Genomic DNA, 18,168 nt, shown 5'->3' with positions numbered 1-18,168 from the left:
GTAGAGAAAAGGAATGAGTAGGAGAAGGAATCGTGGAAGAAAAAAGGAATTATAAAAGAAGACGAAAGAGACAGCAGAGGGAACGACAGATAAAAATTGCATGTATGATTTTAGTAGTTTTAGCCGTTATTGGAACGAGCTTAATAATAAAAAGTTGTACAACAGGAAAGAAAGAAAATACAAAGAATACCAATACTGTAGAAACAGCAGCAAATCCAAAGAAAAAAGAGGATAATACCAAGGAGAAAGAAAACCAGCGACAGCAACTTTTGGCACAGGCGAATCAAATAGCCGCCGGATATGATTATGATAGTGCTGTTGCATTGCTGCAATCCTATGACGGATATGAGAATTATACAGAGCTGACAGATGCCATAGCAAGCTATAATGAGCAGAAAGCAGCGTGTGTACCGATTAACGTAGAAGAAGTTACACATATATTCTATCATTCTCTGGTAGTGGATCCGGATCGTGCCTTTGCAAATCAAGACAGTGATCATCAGGCAAAGGGAAACAACCAATGGATGACTACGATAGATGAATTTAATAAGATTACACAGGCAATGTATGATGAAGGATATGTGTTGGTAAATTTACACGATATTGCGCAAGAAACAGTAGACGAGAATGGAGTAGTTCATTTTTCGCCGGGAACAATTTTACTCCCACCGGGGAAAAAGGCATATGTATTATCTATTGATGATTTGTCTTATTATCATTGTTATGAGAACTACGGATTTGCATCTAAGATTGTATTAGATGAAAATGGAAAACCAAAGTGTGAATACATACAGGCAGACGGAACCACGGTTGTAGGAGATTATGATGTAGTTCCATTATTGGACAAATTTATGGAAGAACATCCGGATGGAGCATATCATGGAGCAAGAGGAACCATAGCACTGACCGGATACAACGGAATCTTAGGATATCGTACAGATATTAGCTACCAGACGCGCCCGGCAGACTTGTACAAGGATAAGGTAAAATGGTTAGAAAATCATCCGGAATTTAATCTGGATCAGGAACGTAGCGAAGCGAAGAAAGTAGCCGATGCCATGAAGGCAGAAGGATGGTCTTTTGCCAGCCATACCTGGGGACATTTAAAAGTAGCATCCATTTCTCTGGAACAGTTACAGGCAGATACCACTCGTTGGAAAGAAAATGTAGAACCATTGGTAGGAAATACAGATGTAATTATTTTTGCCCATGGAGAAGACTTAGGTGACTGGAATGATTATGATCAGAATAATCCCAAGTTTCAGTATTTGAAATCTCAGGGATATAATTTCTTCTGCAATGTTGACTCCAGAGAGTATGGTGTACAGATTAGAGATAATTATGTACGTCAGACCAGAAGAAATATCGATGGATATCGTCTCTATCAGAATGCCATTGGAAAAGAAAATAATTTATCGGATTTGTTCAATGCAGCAGACATTATAGATTCAAAAAGACCGCCGGTATTGCCATTGGGATAAGTGAATATAAAAGAAAACAGGAAGCTCACAGAAATGAAACATACATTTCTGTGAGCTTTTTAATGTAAGAGGAAATTGCGTCCTATTACATTAAAAACGCTCCGCTAAGGAAGCGTACCTCGCGGAGCTGAAATTAGTTATAAATGACATAAAATTTTGATTTTTGCAAAGACTATGGAAAGAATATGAGAATCAGGAGGAATGATTATGTCACAGATGATTGGAACACAAAGCATCCAGTTTGACCATGCACCGTATATACAAAGCAGTGCAAGTATTGTAGGTTCCAAAGAAGGAGAGGGACCGTTGGGAAAACTGTTTGATGTGGTGGGCGAGGATGACAAGTTCGGAGAAGAGACATGGGAAGAAGCAGAAAGTACTTTGCAAAAAGAAGCAGTAACATTGGCACTTGGTAAGGCAGATTTAAAAAAAGAAGATATTCGTTATATTTTTGGCGGAGATTTGCTGGGACAAAATATTGCCACCACCTTCGGAATCATGGAGTTAAATATTCCGGTATTTGGCTTATATGGAGCTTGTTCTACCGCAGGAGAGTCTTTATCTTTAGCTGCTATGGCAGTGGCAGCCGGATACGGAGAACAGGTAATAGCAGTCACATCCAGCCATTTTGCCAGCGCAGAAAAGCAATTTCGCTTTCCCTTGGAATATGCCAATCAAAGACCCTTATCAGCTACCTGGACGGTTACAGGAAGTGGTGCCTTTGTACTTGGAACGAAACGAAGTCATATGCGAATTACCGGAATTACCACAGGAAAAATCGTAGATTATGGAGTCAAGGATTCGATGAATATGGGAGCGGCAATGGCACCGGCTGCTTGTGATACGATTTATCAGAATTTTGTGGACTTTCAGAGAACACCGGAGGATTATGACAAAATTATTACCGGAGATTTAGGAAAAGTAGGGCAGGAAATACTCATTGATTTATTAAAAGAAAAAGGATTTGATATATCCGGAGTTCATATGGATTGTGGAATTGAGATTTTTGACAGTGAAACGCAAAATACCAATGCGGGAGGTAGCGGATGTGGTTGCTCGGCAGTTACGTTAAGTGCGCTTATTTTGCCGAAATTACAAAAGGGAACGTATAAACGTGTGTTATTTGTACCTACGGGAGCATTGTTGTCTACGGTAAGTTTTAACGAGGGACAAAGTGTGCCGGGAATTGCACATGGTGTAGTTATAGAATATGCAGGTTAGGAGAAACGCATGAAACGAAGTCTCATTGTATTTAGGAGGGAAAAATATGGATTATATTAATGCATTTTGGGTTGGCGGATTAATATGTGCGTTGGTTCAAATTTTAATGGAAAAAACAAAGCTGTTGCCAGGAAGAATTATGGTATTACTGGTGTGTACCGGGGCAGTATTAGGAGCGATTCAATTATATGAGCCGTTTCAGAAATATGCAGGAGCAGGTGCAAGCGTACCACTCTTGGGATTTGGTAATGTCCTTTGGAAGGGAGTGCAAAAGGCAGTAGATTCCGATGGATTTATCGGAATTTTCATGGGTGGTTTTACAGCCAGTGCAGTGGGGATTTCAGCCGCATTGGTATTTGCATATTTGGCAAGTCTTGTATTTCAGCCTAAAATGAAAAAATAAAAGAAAAAAATGTAATAATGCATAAATAATGGTGAAAGAGTTCATATTAATAGAGAAAAAATTATAAAAAAGGAGATTTTATTATGAAACAGTTTAAAAAGCTTCTGGCATTATCTACAATGGTGTTGGTGTTGACAGCCACAACTGCATGTGGAAATAATACTGCGGATGACAACAATGTTACCGAGGATAATAACAATTCCAATGGAACAAATACAAATGGAACGGATACCAACACAACGGATAATAACGGAACAGAAAATGACAGAAACAGTAAAAACGGAAACAATAATAACGGAAACAGAGAAAACAATAACGGCGTGGTAAATGATGTAGGAAACGATATTATTGATGGCGTAGAAGATATTGGAAACGATGTGGAAAATGGGCTGAATGATATTACCAATGAAAATGGAAACAGCAACAACAATGTGACAAATGGTACAGAAAACGGTACCAATGGAAATGAAAATAATGACACTATGAATAACAATAACAGAGTAAATCCATAAAGAAAACAATGCTGGGTTTTCAAATGCCTGTGCAAGCACAGTATTTTCATTGCTACTTGCAAAAAAGGGGATTGTCCTATTTGGACAACCCCTTTTTTGCAATAGGAAATTGCGTCCTATTGCATTAAAAATGCTTTGCATATCATAATCTTAAATTATTCGTCAATGCTGTAGTTTGGAGCTTCTTTGGTGATATGAATATCATGTGGATGACTTTCCTTTAAAGAAGCAGCGGAAATCTTAACAAACTGTCCGTTTTCCTTTAATGCTTCTATGGTAGGAGCACCACAGTAACCCATACCGGAACGAAGACCACCGATTAACTGGAATACAGTATCTTCTACGCTTCCCTTGTAAGCAACACGACCTTCTACACCTTCAGGTACTAATTTCTTTGCATCCTGCTGGAAATAACGGTCTTTAGAACCATTTTCCATAGCTGCAAGAGATCCCATACCACGATATACTTTGTATTTTCTTCCCTGGTATAATTCAAAAGTTCCCGGGCTTTCGTCACATCCTGCAAAGATGCTTCCCATCATACATACGTTAGCACCGGCAGCGATTGCCTTTGTCATATCTCCAGAGTATTTGATACCACCGTCAGCGATAATAGGAATACCGTATTCCTGAGCAACGGAGTAACAATCCATAATTGCAGAAATCTGTGGAACACCGATACCTGCAACGATACGGGTAGTACAGATAGATCCAGGTCCGATACCAACCTTTACTGCGTCTGCACCGGCTTCGATTAATGCCTTAGTAGCAGCACCGGTAGCAATGTTTCCTGCGATTACCTGTAAATCAGGATAAGTTGCTTTGATTTTCTTTACAGCTTCTAAGATGTTCTTAGAATGTCCATGTGCAGAGTCAACAACGATAACGTCAACTTTTGCCTTTACTAAAGCATCTACACGTTCCATCATGTTCGCAGTAATACCAACACCGGCACCACAGAGAAGTCTTCCCTGTGCATCCTTTGCGGACTGTGGATATTTAATCTGTTTTTCAATATCTTTGATGGTAATTAATCCCTTTAAATTAAAGTTATCATCTACGATTGGTAATTTTTCAACTCTTGCTTTTGCAAGAATTCTCTTTGCGTCTTCTAAAGTAATTCCTTCTTTTGCAGTTACCAGTCCTTCGGAAGTCATGCATTCCTTAATTTGCTTAGAGTAATCTTCCTCAAACTTCAGGTCACGGTTTGTAATAATGCCGACTAATTTTCCGTTTTCGGTAATTGGCACACCGGAGATACGGAATTTGCCCATTAAATCATCGGCATCCTGTAATGTATGTTCCGGAGAAAGGGAAAATGGATCTGTGATAACGCCATTTTCAGAACGTTTTACCTTATCAACTTCCTCAGCCTGTGCCTCGATGGACATATTTTTATGAATAATTCCAATACCACCCTGACGTGCCATTGCAATTGCCATTCTGTGTTCTGTAACTGTGTCCATGCTGGCACTCATCATAGGAATATTTAACTTGATTTTCTTTGTTAAATTGGTAGAAAGGTCTACCATATTCGGTGTAACTTCTGAGTATGCAGGAACTAATAAGACATCGTCAAATGTAATTCCTTCGCCGATAATTTTACCCATTTTTTTTCCTCACTTTCTTTATAATTGTTAATGCTGTTATTCCCTCGATTTTAACAAAAAGTAAACAAACTGTCAATGACTCATTGGCATTTAGAGACGAAAATATTTATCGTTTTTACTACTAAATAAGTAAAGAATTACTTATGATATGCAAATAATGATAAAATATTCAAATAGAAAAGAGATTTTATATTTTCATTTTTTTTCAAATGTGGTATTTTAATAAGGAAACAATAGGCATCAGGAAAAAAGGAGTAAAAAATGGAATTTCGACCATGCATAGATATTCATAATGGAAAAGTAAAACAAATTGTAGGTGGAAGCCTCAAAGATGAAGGAAATCAGGCAGAAGAAAATTTTGTATCGGAACAGGATGCAGCCTTTTTTGCAAAATTATACCAAAAGCATGGCATAAAGGGAGGACATATTATACTTCTAAATCCAAAGGGGAGCGAATATTATAATGAGACCAGAAAGCAGGCGTTGAATGCTTTGCAGGCATATCCGGGGGGCATGCAAATCGGGGGCGGAATCACAGCAGAGAATGCCGCAGAATTTTTAGAGGCAGGTGCCAGCCATGTGATTGTTACGTCCTATGTATTTAAAGACGGAAATATTAATTATGAGAATCTGGAAAAACTGGTGCAGGTGCCAGGAAAAGAGCATTTGGTACTGGATTTAAGCTGTCGCAAGCGGGAAGACGGTTATTACATTGTAACTGACCGGTGGCAGAAGTTTACAGATGAAAAGGTTACAATAGAATTGTTAGAGCGATTATCTCAGTATGCAGATGAGTTTTTGGTGCATGCGGTAGATGTAGAAGGAAAAGCCGCCGGAATTGAAAAAGAACTGGCGATATTGCTTGGAGGCTGGAGCAAGATTCCCATTACTTATGCAGGAGGAGTAGGATCTATGGAAGACCTGCGGGAGTTGAAGGAGTTAGGGAAAAATAACCTGAATGTAACCGTTGGAAGTGCCCTTGATTTATTTGGAGGGAAAATGAAATTTGAGAAAGTATTATCACTTTGCGGAAAGTAATTTGACAAACAATACAACCACTGCTATTATCAGAAACAGAAGAAAGAAAAGGAGTGTTACGTCATGAGTAAGTATACGAAGCAGGACATCATACAGATGGTAGAAGACGAAGATGTAGAATTTATTCGACTTCAATTTACCGATATGTTTGGTACATTGAAAAATGTAGCAATCACAAAGAGTCAGTTAGAAAAAGCATTAAATAATCAATGTATGTTTGATGGTTCATCCATAGAAGGATTTGTAAGAATAGAAGAATCGGATATGTATTTATATCCGGATTTAGATACTTTTGTAATTTTTCCATGGCGTCCACAGCAGGGAAAGGTTGCAAGAATTATTTGTGACATTTATCGTCCGGACGGAAAACCTTTCGAGGGTGACCCAAGATATATTTTAAGAAAAACAGTTGCTCAGGCGGCAGAACTGGGATACCAGTTCAACGTAGGTCCGGAATGTGAGTTTTTCCTGTTTCATACAGATGATGAAGGAAGACCTACTACAATTTCTCATGAACGTGCAGGATATTTTGATTTGGGTCCGGTGGATTTGGGCGAGAATGCCAGACGTGATATGGTATTGACACTGGAAGACATGGGATTTGAAATAGAAGCATCTCATCATGAAGCGGCTCCGGCTCAGCATGAGATAGATTTTAAATATGATGAGGCACTGCACACCGCAGATAATATTATGACATTTAAGCTGGCAGTAAAGACCATTGCAAAACGTTTTGGATTGTTTGCAAGCTTTATGCCAAAGCCAAAACAGGAAATCAATGGTTCCGGGATGCATATCAATATTTCTGTTTCTAAGGATGGAAAAAATATTTTTGCAGACCCATCAGATGAACTGGGATTAAGTAAAGAAGCATATTACTTCATTGGCGGAATTATGAAACATATGAAGGGTATGACAGCAATCACCAATCCACTGATAAATTCCTATAAACGTTTGATACCGGGATTTGAAGCACCGGTGCATATTGCATGGTCAGGTACCAATAGAAGTCCGTTAATCCGTATTCCGGCAGCAAGAGGTGAGGGAACACGAGTAGAGCTGCGTAGTCCGGACTCAGCAGCAAATCCATATCTTGCATTGGCAGTATGCCTTTCCGCAGGATTAGACGGAATCAAAAATAAGATTATGCCTCCGGAAGCAGTAAACGGTAATATTTTCGATATGACAGAAGAAGAGATGGAAGCATTGCATATTGAGGCACTTCCGTCAGATTTGAATGAAGCAATCGAAGAAATGGAAAAAGATGAATTTATTCAGGGAATATTAGGAGATCATGTTTCTAAAAAGTATGCCGAAGCCAAACGAGAAGAGTGGGCAGCATACCGTCAGCAGATTACTGACTGGGAAATCAATGAGTATCTTTACAAAATATAATTCCATGGAGGAATTGTCTTGATAAACGTAATAGTAGCATTCCCGAAAATCGAAAATGGGAAAAGCATAAAAAACATTCTGATAAAAAGCGGATTTCAGGTTGGTTCAGTATGTGTAACAGGTGCTCAGGTTTTACAAAATGCCGATATGCTGGGGGATGGTATTGTTGTATGCGGGTATCGCCTGCAGGACATGATATATACGGAATTACATGAATATTTGCCGCCACATTTTCAAATGCTGATGGTGGCATCACCAAATTTGTGTGAAGAAAGAGAAATAGAAGATGTTATGTGTCTGTCTATGCCGCTTAAGGTACACGAATTAGTAAGTACAATGGAAATGATGGTATATGCTATGGAACGGCAGCGTAAGAAGCGCAAAGCAGTTCCAAAAGAGCGGAGCCAGGAAGAAAAACAATTGATTCAACAAGCCAAAGAATTGTTGATGATAAGAAATAATATGACAGAAGAAGAAGCCCATCGTTATATGCAAAAGACAAGTATGGATAGCGGAACGGGACTAACAGATACAGCGCAAATGATTTTAAGTATGCTTAGTTGAAGAGCAGAAAAAGAAGGGAAGGTGATTGCGTGAAGTTTACAAAAATGCATGGAATTGGAAATGATTATGTCTATGTAAATTGTTTTAATGAGACAATAAAAGATCCATCAGCAGTTTCAAAGTATGTAAGTGACAGACATTTTGGAGTTGGCTCAGACGGATTGATATTGATAAAGCCATCCAAGGTGGCAGATTTTCAAATGGATATGTATAATGCAGATGGTTCTCAGGGAGAAATGTGTGGAAATGGAATCCGTTGTGTGGCGAAGTATGTGTACGATTACGGACTTACGGATAAAACCAATATCAGCGTAGAAACACTTGCGGGAATCAAGCATTTGGACTTAACTATTGAAAACGGAAAGGTTGCCTTGGTAAAGGTAAACATGGGCTCTCCGGAGTTGGTACCAGAGAAGATTCCGGTAGTAGCAGAGGGAGAACGTGCCATTGATGTGCCATTAGAAGTAAAAGGAAAGACTTATCAGATGAATGGTGTATCTATGGGAAATCCACACTGTGTTATTTTTATGGAAGAGGATGTACGGGAACTGGACTTAGAATCAATGGGACCGGATTTTGAAAATCACAAACGTTTTCCCAAAAGAATTAACACAGAGTTTGTAAATGTATTAGATGAAAACACATTAAGAATGCGTGTATGGGAACGCGGAAGCGGAGAAACCCTTGCATGTGGAACCGGAGCCTGTGCGACTGCCGTAGCAGCCATTTTAAATGGTTTGGTTCAAAAAGAGGTTACCGTAAAACTGTTAGGTGGTGACCTGAAAATACAGTGGAATGGCAGTGATGCGCCGGTTTATATGACCGGACCGGCAACAACCGTATTTGACGGTATTATTACATTGCCGGAAGGAATAGAGTAAAATAAACAGCCAAGAGGCAGAAAGAGGAGCAAGATGTATAAAATTAACGACAATTATCAGAAGTTGCCAGGTAGCTATTTATTTAGTACCATTGCAAAAAAAGTAAGTGCTTTTACAGAAGCAAATCCAGATAAGAATATTATTCGTTTGGGAATTGGTGATGTAACACAGCCAATCGCACCGGCAGTAATCGAAGCAATGCATAAAGCAGTAGATGAAATGGGACATGCTGAAACATTCCATGGATATGCACCGGACTTAGGATATGAATTCTTAAGAAATGCAATTGTAGAAAATGATTATAAGTCCAGAGGATGTGATATTTCAGCAGATGAAATTTTTGTTTCTGATGGAGCAAAGAGTGATTCTGCAAATATTCAGGAAATCTTCGCCATAGACAATAAAATTGCAGTTTGTGATCCTGTTTACCCTGTATATGTAGATTCTAACGTAATGGCAGGAAGAACCGGTGTATATGATACCAACACAGAGACATGGAGCAATGTAATTTATATGCCATGTACCATGGAAAATAATTTTGTACCGGAATTTCCAAAGGAAACACCGGATTTGATTTATCTGTGTCTGCCAAATAACCCTACCGGAACTACAATCACAAAAGCACAGTTACAGGAATGGGTAGATTATGCAAATAAAGTAGGAGCAATTATCCTTTACGATGCAGCATATGAAGCATATATTTCAGAAAGTAATGTAGCCCATTCTATTTACGAATGTGAAGGTGCAAGAACTTGTGCAATCGAGTTAAAGAGTTATTCTAAGAATGCCGGATTTACCGGAGTACGTCTTGGATATACCGTTGTTCCAAAGGACTTAAAATGCGGAGATGCTTCCTTAAATGCTATGTGGGCACGTCGTCATGGAACCAAGTTCAACGGAGCACCTTATATCGTGCAAAGAGCAGGAGAAGCAACTTATTCTCCAGAAGGAAAAGCACAGTTAAAAGAACAAGTTGCTTACTATATGAAGAATGCAGCAACGATTAAAACAGGACTTCAGAATGCAGGATTTACTGTATTTGGTGGTGTAAATGCACCTTATATCTGGTTAAAGACACCGGACAAGATGACATCTTGGGAGTTCTTTGATTACTTATTAGAGAATGCAAATATCGTAGGAACACCAGGTTCCGGATTTGGACCACATGGAGAAGGATATTTCAGACTGACTGCATTCGGTACTTATGAGAACACCGTAGCAGCAATTGAAAGAATCAAGAATCTGTAAGAAAATAGAAAATATAAGAATCTGAAAAGGGATTGTAACACAGAATATGTGTTTACAGTCTCTTTTTATGAAACCAAAGATAGAGTTCTTAGCAGAATTTAAAAACTACATTGATTTTTTATATGCAAAAGTATATACTATGTATATACAAAGAGAAGGAGGAATTTTTATGCAGGCACAAGTGAAAGCATGGGGAAATAGTCAGGGAATTCGTATTTCAAAAGATATTTTGCAGGAAGCAAATATTTCCATTGATGATGTGCTTGATGTAAAGGTGGCAAATGGTATGATTACGTTAGTGAAGCCGTTTAGACATAAAACCTTGGAGGAAAGAACTGCTGAATTTAATGGAAAATTAGAATTGGATGGCGAATATGATTGGGGAGAAGCAGTAGGAAGAGAGGTTTGGGAGTGAAAGAAGTATTGCATCCGGGAGATATTATAAAGATAGAAAAAGTAAAACATTTGGTACTTGTGGTAAGTAAGGATTTTTTCAATCAAACGGGAGAAATTATTGGGTGTCCTATTTTTGCCGGTGGGGAACCGGGAGCACTTCATATAATCATTGAAACAGAATGGATAAAAGGTTATGTTCAATGTGAAAAACTCGCATTATTAGATCTAAATGTGCGAGGATTTTCAAAAATTGGTAAAATATCAATGCCAGATATCATTAACATAACAGATGCAATACAAGGGATTTTTGATTATATATAGGAAACCAAAATGTTTTTACTTCAAGTTCTTATAATAGAATACTGCCAATTGTGTTCGATCTCTTAATTCCAGTTTTTCCAAAACAGAGCTTAAGTAGTTACGCACAGTTCCTTCACTTAAAAATAATCGTTCTGCAATTTCTTTATTGCTAAGCCCATCTGCAATCAATTCAATTAATTCCATTTCCTTTGCAGTAATATCAAAGGCAGAATAGTCAAAGCGATTGGTTTTATCCAAAAAGCCGGGGAGCTTTCCAACCACTTCACTTCCAAATACACTTTGCCCATTAAGAACAGAAGTGAGTGCAGGCAGGAGACTTTCAAAGTCTTGTTTTAGTATGTATCCCTTGGCACCCAGACGTAAGGCGCGGACAATGTATTCATCATCCGAAAAGGTGGTGAGAAATAGGATTTTAGCATCGGGGTGTTTTCTGAGAATTGCTTCTGCAGCTTCAAGACCTGTCATGGTGTCCATGCGAATATCCATTAATAAAACGTCCGGAAGATGCTTTTCGTATAGAGAAATTGCCTCCTGTCCGTTTTTGCCTATTTCAGCTACGGTAACCTTTCCGGATGCTTCTAAGATAGTTTTTAAAGATAAAGAAACGAGATTATCGTCATCTACAATTACAATTTTCATAACAACCTCCCAAATTAGTGTGTGTGTTTCGGAACAGAAATAAAGATACGAAATCCTTGTTCCGTTGTAAATTCTATGCGCCCATGAAGCTGCTCAATACGTTCTTTCATATTTTCCAACCCGATTCCGGAATCAGAAATCCGAATATCTGTACCATTATCTTGTATAATTAATTGATAGAGGCTTGGGTGTTCACGAACAGTAATTGTAATGCGTGTAGCATTACTGTGCTTGGTAACATTAGAAAGAGCTTCTTTTGCAATGGCAATAAAGCAGTATTTAATGTTTTTGGGAACTAACGCTCCCATGTCATATTCTAAATGTATCTCATAGTCAGAAAAGTCTTTCAGCATAGTTTGCAAAGTAGACTTTAAATCTACCGAGTCATCATGCAAATCATGAACAGATTCCCGGATAGAATTCATAGCAAGAGATAAGGTGTCCTTTAGTGCCGAAAGAGGTTCTTTTAGAACAGGATCTTTATTGATGGCAATAAGAGCACCGGATTGTAAAATAGAGCGAGAAAGTATATGTCCTACATTATCGTGGATTTCTCTTGCAATACGGTTTCGTTCCTTTAAGGTTGCCACATGAATTTCATAATCCTGTTGCTTTAAAAGCTCTTGATTTTTTTCACGCAGTAACAAATTATATTCCGTAGAGGTATCACGCAGGCGTTTGAATTCCTGTTCCAACTGCAAAAGGTTCACTGTTTTTTGCTTGAGCCAAAAGGCAAGTAACATCAAAAGAAAAAGCAGTAAAGAAAAGGAAAGTGTATGAAAATCGGATAGGAGAAACACAACAATTCCCGCAGGAATCAAACACCATATCTGTGGAAGTGTCAATTCATAAAACAATAGTGGCAAAAAGCAGGTAAACAGTGGCACGGTGAGAGCCGGTACCAAAAAGAAAAGACAAAGTCCGATTTCTAAATAACGAAAGTGTGGGGAAAAGTCTTGTATAGATAACAAATCCGGATTGCAGTAAGTACAAAGACAAATAAAAGTAAGAGCAGCAAGCAATGCCAATACATGCATGGTACCGAGATTTTTATAATAATAGAGTTGAAAAAGAAAGCAACTGATGAGGAGTGCTAACTTATCCATAAAAACGCGCATAGAAGTCCTCCGTTCAAACTTTTAGTTATAGTATAATACAGAATATGACATTTGTCACATTGAAAAATGACAGAACACACTAGGAGAAAATAAATTCATTTGCTAAGATGATACTATCAAAAGGAAAAAAAGGAGGAGTACCATGGCAGAAAAAGTTGTGGAAATAGAAAATCTGGTAAAAAGATATAAAGAACTGGTGGCATTGGATCATTTGAATCTTACGGTAGAAAAAGGAGAAATTTTTGGACTGTTAGGACCAAACGGAAGCGGAAAAACAACAGCCATTAGTTGCATTCTGGCGTTGTTGAATTTTGACAAAGGTAGTGTAAAGGTATTTGGAGAAGAGATTCAACCGGACAGTTACCGCATCAAGCAACAGATTGGAGTAGTGCTTCAAAATGTAGCAGTATTTGAGGAATTGACTGTACAGGAAAATATTGATTATTTTTGCGGACTTTATATCAAAGATAAGGCAGAACGTAAAAAATGTGTGGAAGAGGCAATTACATTTGCGGGGTTAGAGGATTTTCGTAAGTTTTTACCTAAAAAACTTTCCGGAGGATTGTTGAGACGTTTGAACATTGCCTGTGGCATCGCACATAAACCTAAATTGATTATTTTAGATGAGCCTACAGTAGCAGTAGACCCCCAAAGCCGAAATCGTATTTTAGAGGGAATACAGAAGTTAAACAGGGAAGGAGCAACAATTATCTATACTTCCCATTATATGGAAGAGGTAGAGCAGATTTGCAGCAGAATTGCTATTTTGGATAAAGGTCGCTGTGTTGCTTCTGGAACGAAGGAAGAATTAAAGGCAATGATTAAGACCGGAGAGAAGATTCATATGGAAGTGATGGAATTAACACCGGAGCAATTAGAAGAGATTCAGTCTTTGCAACATGTATATCAGCTAACATATGACAAGGGAATGTTAGAAATACGATGCAGTGGTGGAAAACATAATCTGGTGCGTATTTTGGACTATTTCCAGCAGAAAGAAATCAGTTTTGGACGTGTTTACACAGAACTTCCAACCTTAAATGATGTATTTTTGGAAATTACAGGAAAAGAACTGCGGGATTTGGCAGAAGGCTAGGAGGTGCAGCAGAATGTTTTTTAGAGCATATGGATATGGGTTAAAGCGGTGTGCAAGAGAAAAATATCTGATGTTTTGGAATATTTTATTTCCGATTATACTGGGAACTCTTTTTAAAGTCAGCTTTGGAGATATGAATGAACGGGAATTTATGTTTCAACAGATACCGGTGGCTTATGTGGAAGAGGAACAATCACAACAGGAATTCGAAACATTATTGACGGAATTAGAAGAAGAAAATCAGTTAGTAAAAGTGCAGAAAGTTTCTGGAGAAGAAGCAAAGAAGTTGTTGCGTGAGGAAGAAGTAAAGGGGATTTTCTGGAATGGAAGCAGTATCACGCTTACCGTAACAGAAGAAGGAATGGATCAGAGTATTTTAAAAAGTGTTCAGGAACAATATGAAAAGACCGTAGGAGCATTTTCTGAAATTGCAGCAGAGCATCCGGAAAATCTCCAAATAGTAGCTGGCAATATTGCAAAACAGTGGAATTATTTGAAAGAAAACAGCATTACAAATCGAAATATGGATATGATGTCAGATTTTTTCTATGCATTGATTGCTATGAACTGTCTTTATGGCTGCTTTTCCGGTGTGAACTGTGCAGTAGCATTTAAAGCAAATTTATCCGCTCTTGGAGCAAGAAGAGTTGTGGCAAGTACCAATCGATTTGTGATTTTATTGGCAGATATCTGTGCAAAAATTACAGCGCAATTCTTCTGTACGGTATTTGGAGCTATGTATTTAAAATATGCCTTAAAGGTAAATTTAGGGGATGAAACTGTAAGAATTTTATTGATGATACTAATTGGAAGTGCCATAGGTGTTATGACTGGGGTATTTGTTGGAAGTATTGGAAAAATAAAAGAAAGTGTAAGAGAAGGTTTATGTATTGGAGTTACCATGATTGAATGCTTTTTGGCAGGACTTATGGCAAGTGGAATGTATCAGTTAGTGGAAACTTATGCACCGGTAATAAATCGTATTAATCCGGCATCGCTGATTGTAAAGGCAATGTATAGTTTAAATATTTACGACACATATACCAGATATAATCAGTGTATGTTAGGGCTGTTAGCAATTACAGTGATATTGTGCATTGGTTCTTATCTTATGGTAAGGAGGGAACGTTATGCAAGTATTTAAGGCGTTTTTTAAGATTTTAAATAAAAATAAGACTGCAATGATAGTCTATATGATAATTTATTTAGCATTGACCTTTATGTTTTCCTTTAATGGACAAAAAGATGATACATCTGACTTTTCACAGGTTTGTATGGAAATTGGAGTGGATAACCGGGATAAAGGTGAATTAGGAGAAGCCCTGGTATCATATTTGGAAAAGAAAAATGATATAAAAGAGATTCCAAAGGAGCGGGAAAAACTTCTGGATGCCATGTATTATCGAAATATCCAATATGTTTTGATTATTCCCGAAGACTTTACAGAAAAGTTTTTAGCAGGGCAGCGAGAGGGAGTATTGGATGGAACGATGGTTCCGGGAAATAATACTGCATATTTGGCAAAAATGGAAATTGATGAATTTTTAGAAAATCTTGGTATGTATGTTGATAGTGGATATGAAGCGGAAGAAGCGGCAAAAAAATCATTAGATACGATGAGTAAAGAAAGCAAGGTGAATTTCCTGAATGTAGAGGATGGGGAGGAAAAACCTGCTGCTGCATATTATTTTGACTATATACCATATATTTTCCTATGTATAATGGTAGTAAGCCTTAGTAGCGTTTTAATGGTATTTAATGAAAAAAATCTGGATGCCAGAAATCGTTGCTCGGCTATGAGTTTTTTTAAACGAAATATCCAAATGATTTTGGGAAGTGCGGGAATCATGTTACTGGAGTATGGCATATTTATGTTGGTAGCATGGATAATTTATCCGGGTTATATGAAAAGTATACGCGGCTTTTTAAGCATGGGAAATGCATTAGCATTTATGCTGGTGTGCTTAAGCATTGCATTTTTGGCAGGAAGACAGGCAAAGGATGATGCCCAACTTAACATGGTTGCCAATGTTATAGGTTTGGCATTTAGTTTCTTAGGAGGCGTATTTGTACCCATAGACTTAATGAACCAGGGAATGCAAAAGGTTGCGAAGTTTGTTCCATCATATTGGTATGTAAACTCTAATAATAACATCTGGAAAATAAAAAGTTTATCAGAGGCAGGAGATATTTATCGAAATTGGCTGGTAATGCTTGCATTTGCAGTAACGATATTTGCATTTACATTAATGATAAATCGTTTAAAAGCAAGAAAATCGTAAAAATGATTTATAAAAGAAGGCGGTATCTGTTGGGAAGAACAGGTACCGCCTTTTAAAATGCAAAACTTATTGTTTTTTAAATCCGGCTCTTTTTCTAAGGGTAGGATCTAAGATTCTCTTTCTGATACGAAGACTTTCCGGTGTAACCTCTAAGAGTTCGTCTGTTTCGATGAATTCCAATGCCTGTTCCAAACTTAAAATCTTAGGTGGAGTCAGGGTCAGAGCTTCATCTGCACTGGAAGAACGGGTATTGGTTAAATGTTTTTTCTTACATACATTTAACTCAATGTCTTCTGCTCTGGAGCTTTGTCCGATAACCATACCGGCATATACTTTTGCACCAGGTCCGATAAAGAGAGTACCACGTTCCTGAGCACTGAACAGACCGTATGTTACAGATTCGCCGCTTTCAAAAGCAATCAGAGAACCGGTCTTACGGTAAGCAATTTCGCCTTTGTATGGCTCATAGCCGTTGAAAATAGTATTGATGATACCATTTCCCTTGGTATCAGTCATAAATTCGCTACGATAACCGATTAATCCACGGGAAGGAATGTTGAACTCTAATCTGGTGTATCCACCTGCGATAGGTCCCATGTTTAAAAGGCTTCCTTTTCGCTGGCTTAACTTTTCAATAACACTTCCGGTAAATTCATCCGGAACATCTACATAAGCAATTTCCATAGGCTCTAATTTTTTGCCATTTTCATCTGTATGGTATAAAACTTCAGCTTTACTTACTGCAAATTCATAACCTTCACGACGCATATTTTCAATTAATACAGATAAGTGAAGTTCTCCACGACCGGAAACTTTATAGCTATCCGGGCTGTCGGTTTCTTCTACACGAAGAGAAACATCTGTATTTAATTCACGGAATAATCTGTCACGCAAATGACGGGAAGTAACAAATTTTCCTTCCTGTCCGGCAAGCGGGCTATCATTTACAATGAAGTTCATGGAAATGGTAGGTTCGGAAATCTTTTGGAAAGGAATTGCTACCGGATTCTCTGGGGAGCAGATAGTATCACCAATGTGAATGTCTGCAATACCGGAGATTGCTACGATAGAACCAATCTTTGCTTCTGTAACATCAACCTTGTTTAATCCATCATATTCATAAAGCTTGCTGATACGCACCTTCTGTTGTTTGTCTGGCTCGTGATGGTTTACTACAATAGCTTCTTGATTTACCTTCAATACACCATTGTCTACTTTACCAACACCGATACGTCCTACATATTCATTGTAGTCAATGGTACTGATTAAAACCTGTGTGCTGGCATCCGGGTCACCTTCCGGTGCAGGAATATAGTCAAGAATGGTTTCAAATAATGGAACCATGTTGTCCGGTTCATCATCTAAACTCTTCATGGCATATCCATCTCTTGCAGAAGCATAAATAAATGGACAGTCAAGCTGTTCGTCAGAAGCATCCAAATCCATAAATAACTCTAATACTTCATCGATTACTTCGTCAGGACGTGCTTCCGGACGGTCGATTTTGTTAATACATACAATAACAGGCAAGTCTAAAGAGAGAGCCTTCATCAAAACGAATTTGGTCTGTGGCATAACACCTTCAAAAGCATCTACTACCAAAACAACACCGTTTACCATTTTCAGTACACGCTCTACTTCACCACCGAAGTCTGCATGTCCGGGAGTATCAATAATATTGATTTTTACATCCTTATAAGTAATGGCAGTGTTTTTGGAAAGGATAGTAATACCTCTTTCACGTTCAATATCATTGGAGTCCATAACACGTTCCTGTACTTCCTGATTGGCACGGAACACACCACTTTGCTTCAATAATTCGTCTACCAGAGTAGTTTTACCATGGTCAACGTGGGCGATAATGGCAATGTTACGAATGTCCTCTCGTTTCATTTTCATAAAATAATCCTTCTTTCTTCCATCTATCCCGTAAAATGATTCGGGAAAACCAATAGTATCCTTA

Annotated in this window: 18 protein-coding genes; 14 read left to right on the top strand and 4 right to left on the bottom strand. The window is 38.1% G+C overall.

Features of this window, described 5'->3' with window-relative positions; translation table 11 throughout:
- Nucleotides 1–32: 32 nt before the first annotated feature.
- The 4 genes from KQI83_RS07910 (at nt 33) to KQI83_RS07895 (ending at nt 3,617) form a co-directional block, all read left to right on the top strand.
- On the top strand, nt 33–1,481 hold the full coding sequence (locus KQI83_RS07910) for a polysaccharide deacetylase family protein (RefSeq protein ID WP_330622332.1): 1,449 nt from the start codon (nt 33–35) through the stop codon (nt 1,479–1,481).
- A gap of 207 nt (nt 1,482–1,688) precedes the next feature.
- On the top strand, nt 1,689–2,702 hold the full coding sequence (spoVAD, locus tag KQI83_RS07905; protein WP_216556401.1) for a stage V sporulation protein AD: 1,014 nt from the start codon (nt 1,689–1,691) through the stop codon (nt 2,700–2,702).
- A 46-nt stretch (nt 2,703–2,748) separates the two neighbouring features.
- Nucleotides 2,749–3,105 (top strand): SpoVA/SpoVAEb family sporulation membrane protein, encoded by a 357-nt coding sequence (locus KQI83_RS07900; RefSeq protein ID WP_216556399.1) that lies wholly within the window; start codon nt 2,749–2,751, stop codon nt 3,103–3,105.
- 83 nt (nt 3,106–3,188) lie between these two features.
- Nucleotides 3,189–3,617, top strand: coding sequence for a hypothetical protein (locus tag KQI83_RS07895; protein WP_216556397.1), 429 nt, complete (start codon nt 3,189–3,191; stop codon nt 3,615–3,617).
- A gap of 155 nt (nt 3,618–3,772) precedes the next feature.
- Here KQI83_RS07895 and guaB read toward each other — a convergent pair whose 3' ends face one another.
- On the bottom strand, nt 3,773–5,227 hold the full coding sequence (gene guaB, locus KQI83_RS07890) for an IMP dehydrogenase (RefSeq protein ID WP_216556395.1): 1,455 nt from the start codon (nt 5,225–5,227) through the stop codon (nt 3,773–3,775).
- Between the two features lie 261 nt (nt 5,228–5,488).
- Between guaB and hisA the strand changes: the two genes are divergently transcribed.
- The 7 genes from hisA to KQI83_RS07855 all read left to right on the top strand — a co-directional run bounded on the left by hisA (nt 5,489) and on the right by KQI83_RS07855 (nt 11,070).
- Nucleotides 5,489–6,265: a phosphoribosylformimino-5-aminoimidazole carboxamide ribotide isomerase gene (hisA, locus tag KQI83_RS07885; RefSeq protein ID WP_216556393.1), complete on the top strand. Its 777-nt coding sequence runs from the start codon at nt 5,489–5,491 to the stop codon at nt 6,263–6,265.
- A gap of 63 nt (nt 6,266–6,328) precedes the next feature.
- Entirely contained in the window at nt 6,329–7,660 is a 1,332-nt protein-coding gene (gene glnA, locus KQI83_RS07880) for a type I glutamate--ammonia ligase (RefSeq protein ID WP_216556391.1), read from the top strand.
- Between the two features lie 18 nt (nt 7,661–7,678).
- On the top strand, nt 7,679–8,224 hold the full coding sequence (locus tag KQI83_RS07875) for an ANTAR domain-containing response regulator (protein WP_216556389.1): 546 nt from the start codon (nt 7,679–7,681) through the stop codon (nt 8,222–8,224).
- Nucleotides 8,225–8,253: 29 nt separating this feature from the next.
- On the top strand, nt 8,254–9,105 hold the full coding sequence (gene dapF, locus KQI83_RS07870) for a diaminopimelate epimerase (RefSeq protein ID WP_216556387.1): 852 nt from the start codon (nt 8,254–8,256) through the stop codon (nt 9,103–9,105).
- 33 nt (nt 9,106–9,138) lie between these two features.
- Nucleotides 9,139–10,353, top strand: a complete 1,215-nt coding sequence (locus tag KQI83_RS07865; RefSeq protein WP_216556383.1) for an LL-diaminopimelate aminotransferase — start codon at nt 9,139–9,141, stop codon at nt 10,351–10,353.
- 169 nt (nt 10,354–10,522) lie between these two features.
- Entirely contained in the window at nt 10,523–10,768 is a 246-nt protein-coding gene (locus KQI83_RS07860) for an AbrB/MazE/SpoVT family DNA-binding domain-containing protein (protein ID WP_216556381.1), read from the top strand.
- A complete protein-coding gene (locus tag KQI83_RS07855) occupies nt 10,765–11,070 on the top strand; it encodes a type II toxin-antitoxin system PemK/MazF family toxin (protein WP_216556379.1) in 306 nt (101 codons plus the stop codon). Before KQI83_RS07860 ends, KQI83_RS07855 begins: the two co-directional genes overlap by 4 nt.
- A gap of 15 nt (nt 11,071–11,085) precedes the next feature.
- On the opposite strand, the gene KQI83_RS07850 is transcribed toward KQI83_RS07855, so the two are convergent.
- On the bottom strand, nt 11,086–11,709 hold the full coding sequence (locus tag KQI83_RS07850) for a response regulator transcription factor (protein WP_216556377.1): 624 nt from the start codon (nt 11,707–11,709) through the stop codon (nt 11,086–11,088).
- Between the two features lie 14 nt (nt 11,710–11,723).
- Nucleotides 11,724–12,827: a sensor histidine kinase gene (locus tag KQI83_RS07845; protein WP_216556375.1), complete on the bottom strand. Its 1,104-nt coding sequence runs from the start codon at nt 12,825–12,827 to the stop codon at nt 11,724–11,726.
- Between the two features lie 142 nt (nt 12,828–12,969).
- Here KQI83_RS07845 and KQI83_RS07840 point away from each other — a divergent pair, with 142 nt between their 5' ends.
- Genes KQI83_RS07840 through KQI83_RS07830 form a run of 3 tightly spaced genes read left to right on the top strand, consistent with a single transcriptional unit; the run spans nt 12,970 to nt 16,205 of the window.
- Nucleotides 12,970–13,923, top strand: a complete 954-nt coding sequence (locus KQI83_RS07840) for an ABC transporter ATP-binding protein (RefSeq protein ID WP_216556373.1) — start codon at nt 12,970–12,972, stop codon at nt 13,921–13,923.
- A 13-nt stretch (nt 13,924–13,936) separates the two neighbouring features.
- Complete coding sequence (locus KQI83_RS07835; protein ID WP_216556371.1) at nt 13,937–15,067, top strand: ABC transporter permease; 1,131 nt, start codon at nt 13,937–13,939, stop codon at nt 15,065–15,067.
- On the top strand, nt 15,054–16,205 hold the full coding sequence (locus KQI83_RS07830) for an ABC transporter permease (RefSeq protein ID WP_216556369.1): 1,152 nt from the start codon (nt 15,054–15,056) through the stop codon (nt 16,203–16,205). Before KQI83_RS07835 ends, KQI83_RS07830 begins: the two co-directional genes overlap by 14 nt.
- Before the next feature lie 66 nt (nt 16,206–16,271).
- On the opposite strand, the gene typA is transcribed toward KQI83_RS07830, so the two are convergent.
- On the bottom strand, nt 16,272–18,104 hold the full coding sequence (typA, locus tag KQI83_RS07825) for a translational GTPase TypA (RefSeq protein WP_216556367.1): 1,833 nt from the start codon (nt 18,102–18,104) through the stop codon (nt 16,272–16,274).
- Nucleotides 18,105–18,168 lie beyond the last annotated feature (64 nt).

It is taken from the genome of Roseburia sp. MSJ-14, from assembly GCF_018918225.1.
Lineage (GTDB): Bacteria > Bacillota > Clostridia > Lachnospirales > Lachnospiraceae > Petralouisia.
Note: the sequence above shows the minus strand (reverse complement) of the source record. Positions and strands in the feature narration are given on the sequence as shown.

Excerpts from the sequence above, each read along its gene's own strand:
- spoVAD (WP_216556401.1), top strand. The coding sequence starts at position 1,689 with ATGTCACAGATGATTGGAACACAAAGCATCCAGTTTGACCATGCACCG.
- KQI83_RS07900 (WP_216556399.1), top strand. The coding sequence starts at position 2,749 with ATGGATTATATTAATGCATTTTGGGTTGGCGGATTAATATGTGCGTTG.
- KQI83_RS07895 (WP_216556397.1), top strand. The coding sequence starts at position 3,189 with ATGAAACAGTTTAAAAAGCTTCTGGCATTATCTACAATGGTGTTGGTG.
- guaB (WP_216556395.1), bottom strand. The coding sequence starts at position 5,227 with ATGGGTAAAATTATCGGCGAAGGAATTACATTTGACGATGTCTTATTA.
- hisA (WP_216556393.1), top strand. The coding sequence starts at position 5,489 with ATGGAATTTCGACCATGCATAGATATTCATAATGGAAAAGTAAAACAA.
- glnA (WP_216556391.1), top strand. The coding sequence starts at position 6,329 with ATGAGTAAGTATACGAAGCAGGACATCATACAGATGGTAGAAGACGAA.
- KQI83_RS07865 (WP_216556383.1), top strand. The coding sequence starts at position 9,139 with ATGTATAAAATTAACGACAATTATCAGAAGTTGCCAGGTAGCTATTTA.
- KQI83_RS07860 (WP_216556381.1), top strand. The coding sequence starts at position 10,523 with ATGCAGGCACAAGTGAAAGCATGGGGAAATAGTCAGGGAATTCGTATT.
- KQI83_RS07850 (WP_216556377.1), bottom strand. The coding sequence starts at position 11,709 with ATGAAAATTGTAATTGTAGATGACGATAATCTCGTTTCTTTATCTTTA.
- KQI83_RS07845 (WP_216556375.1), bottom strand. The coding sequence starts at position 12,827 with ATGCGCGTTTTTATGGATAAGTTAGCACTCCTCATCAGTTGCTTTCTT.
- KQI83_RS07840 (WP_216556373.1), top strand. The coding sequence starts at position 12,970 with ATGGCAGAAAAAGTTGTGGAAATAGAAAATCTGGTAAAAAGATATAAA.
- KQI83_RS07835 (WP_216556371.1), top strand. The coding sequence starts at position 13,937 with ATGTTTTTTAGAGCATATGGATATGGGTTAAAGCGGTGTGCAAGAGAA.
- KQI83_RS07830 (WP_216556369.1), top strand. The coding sequence starts at position 15,054 with ATGCAAGTATTTAAGGCGTTTTTTAAGATTTTAAATAAAAATAAGACT.
- typA (WP_216556367.1), bottom strand. The coding sequence starts at position 18,104 with ATGAAAATGAAACGAGAGGACATTCGTAACATTGCCATTATCGCCCAC.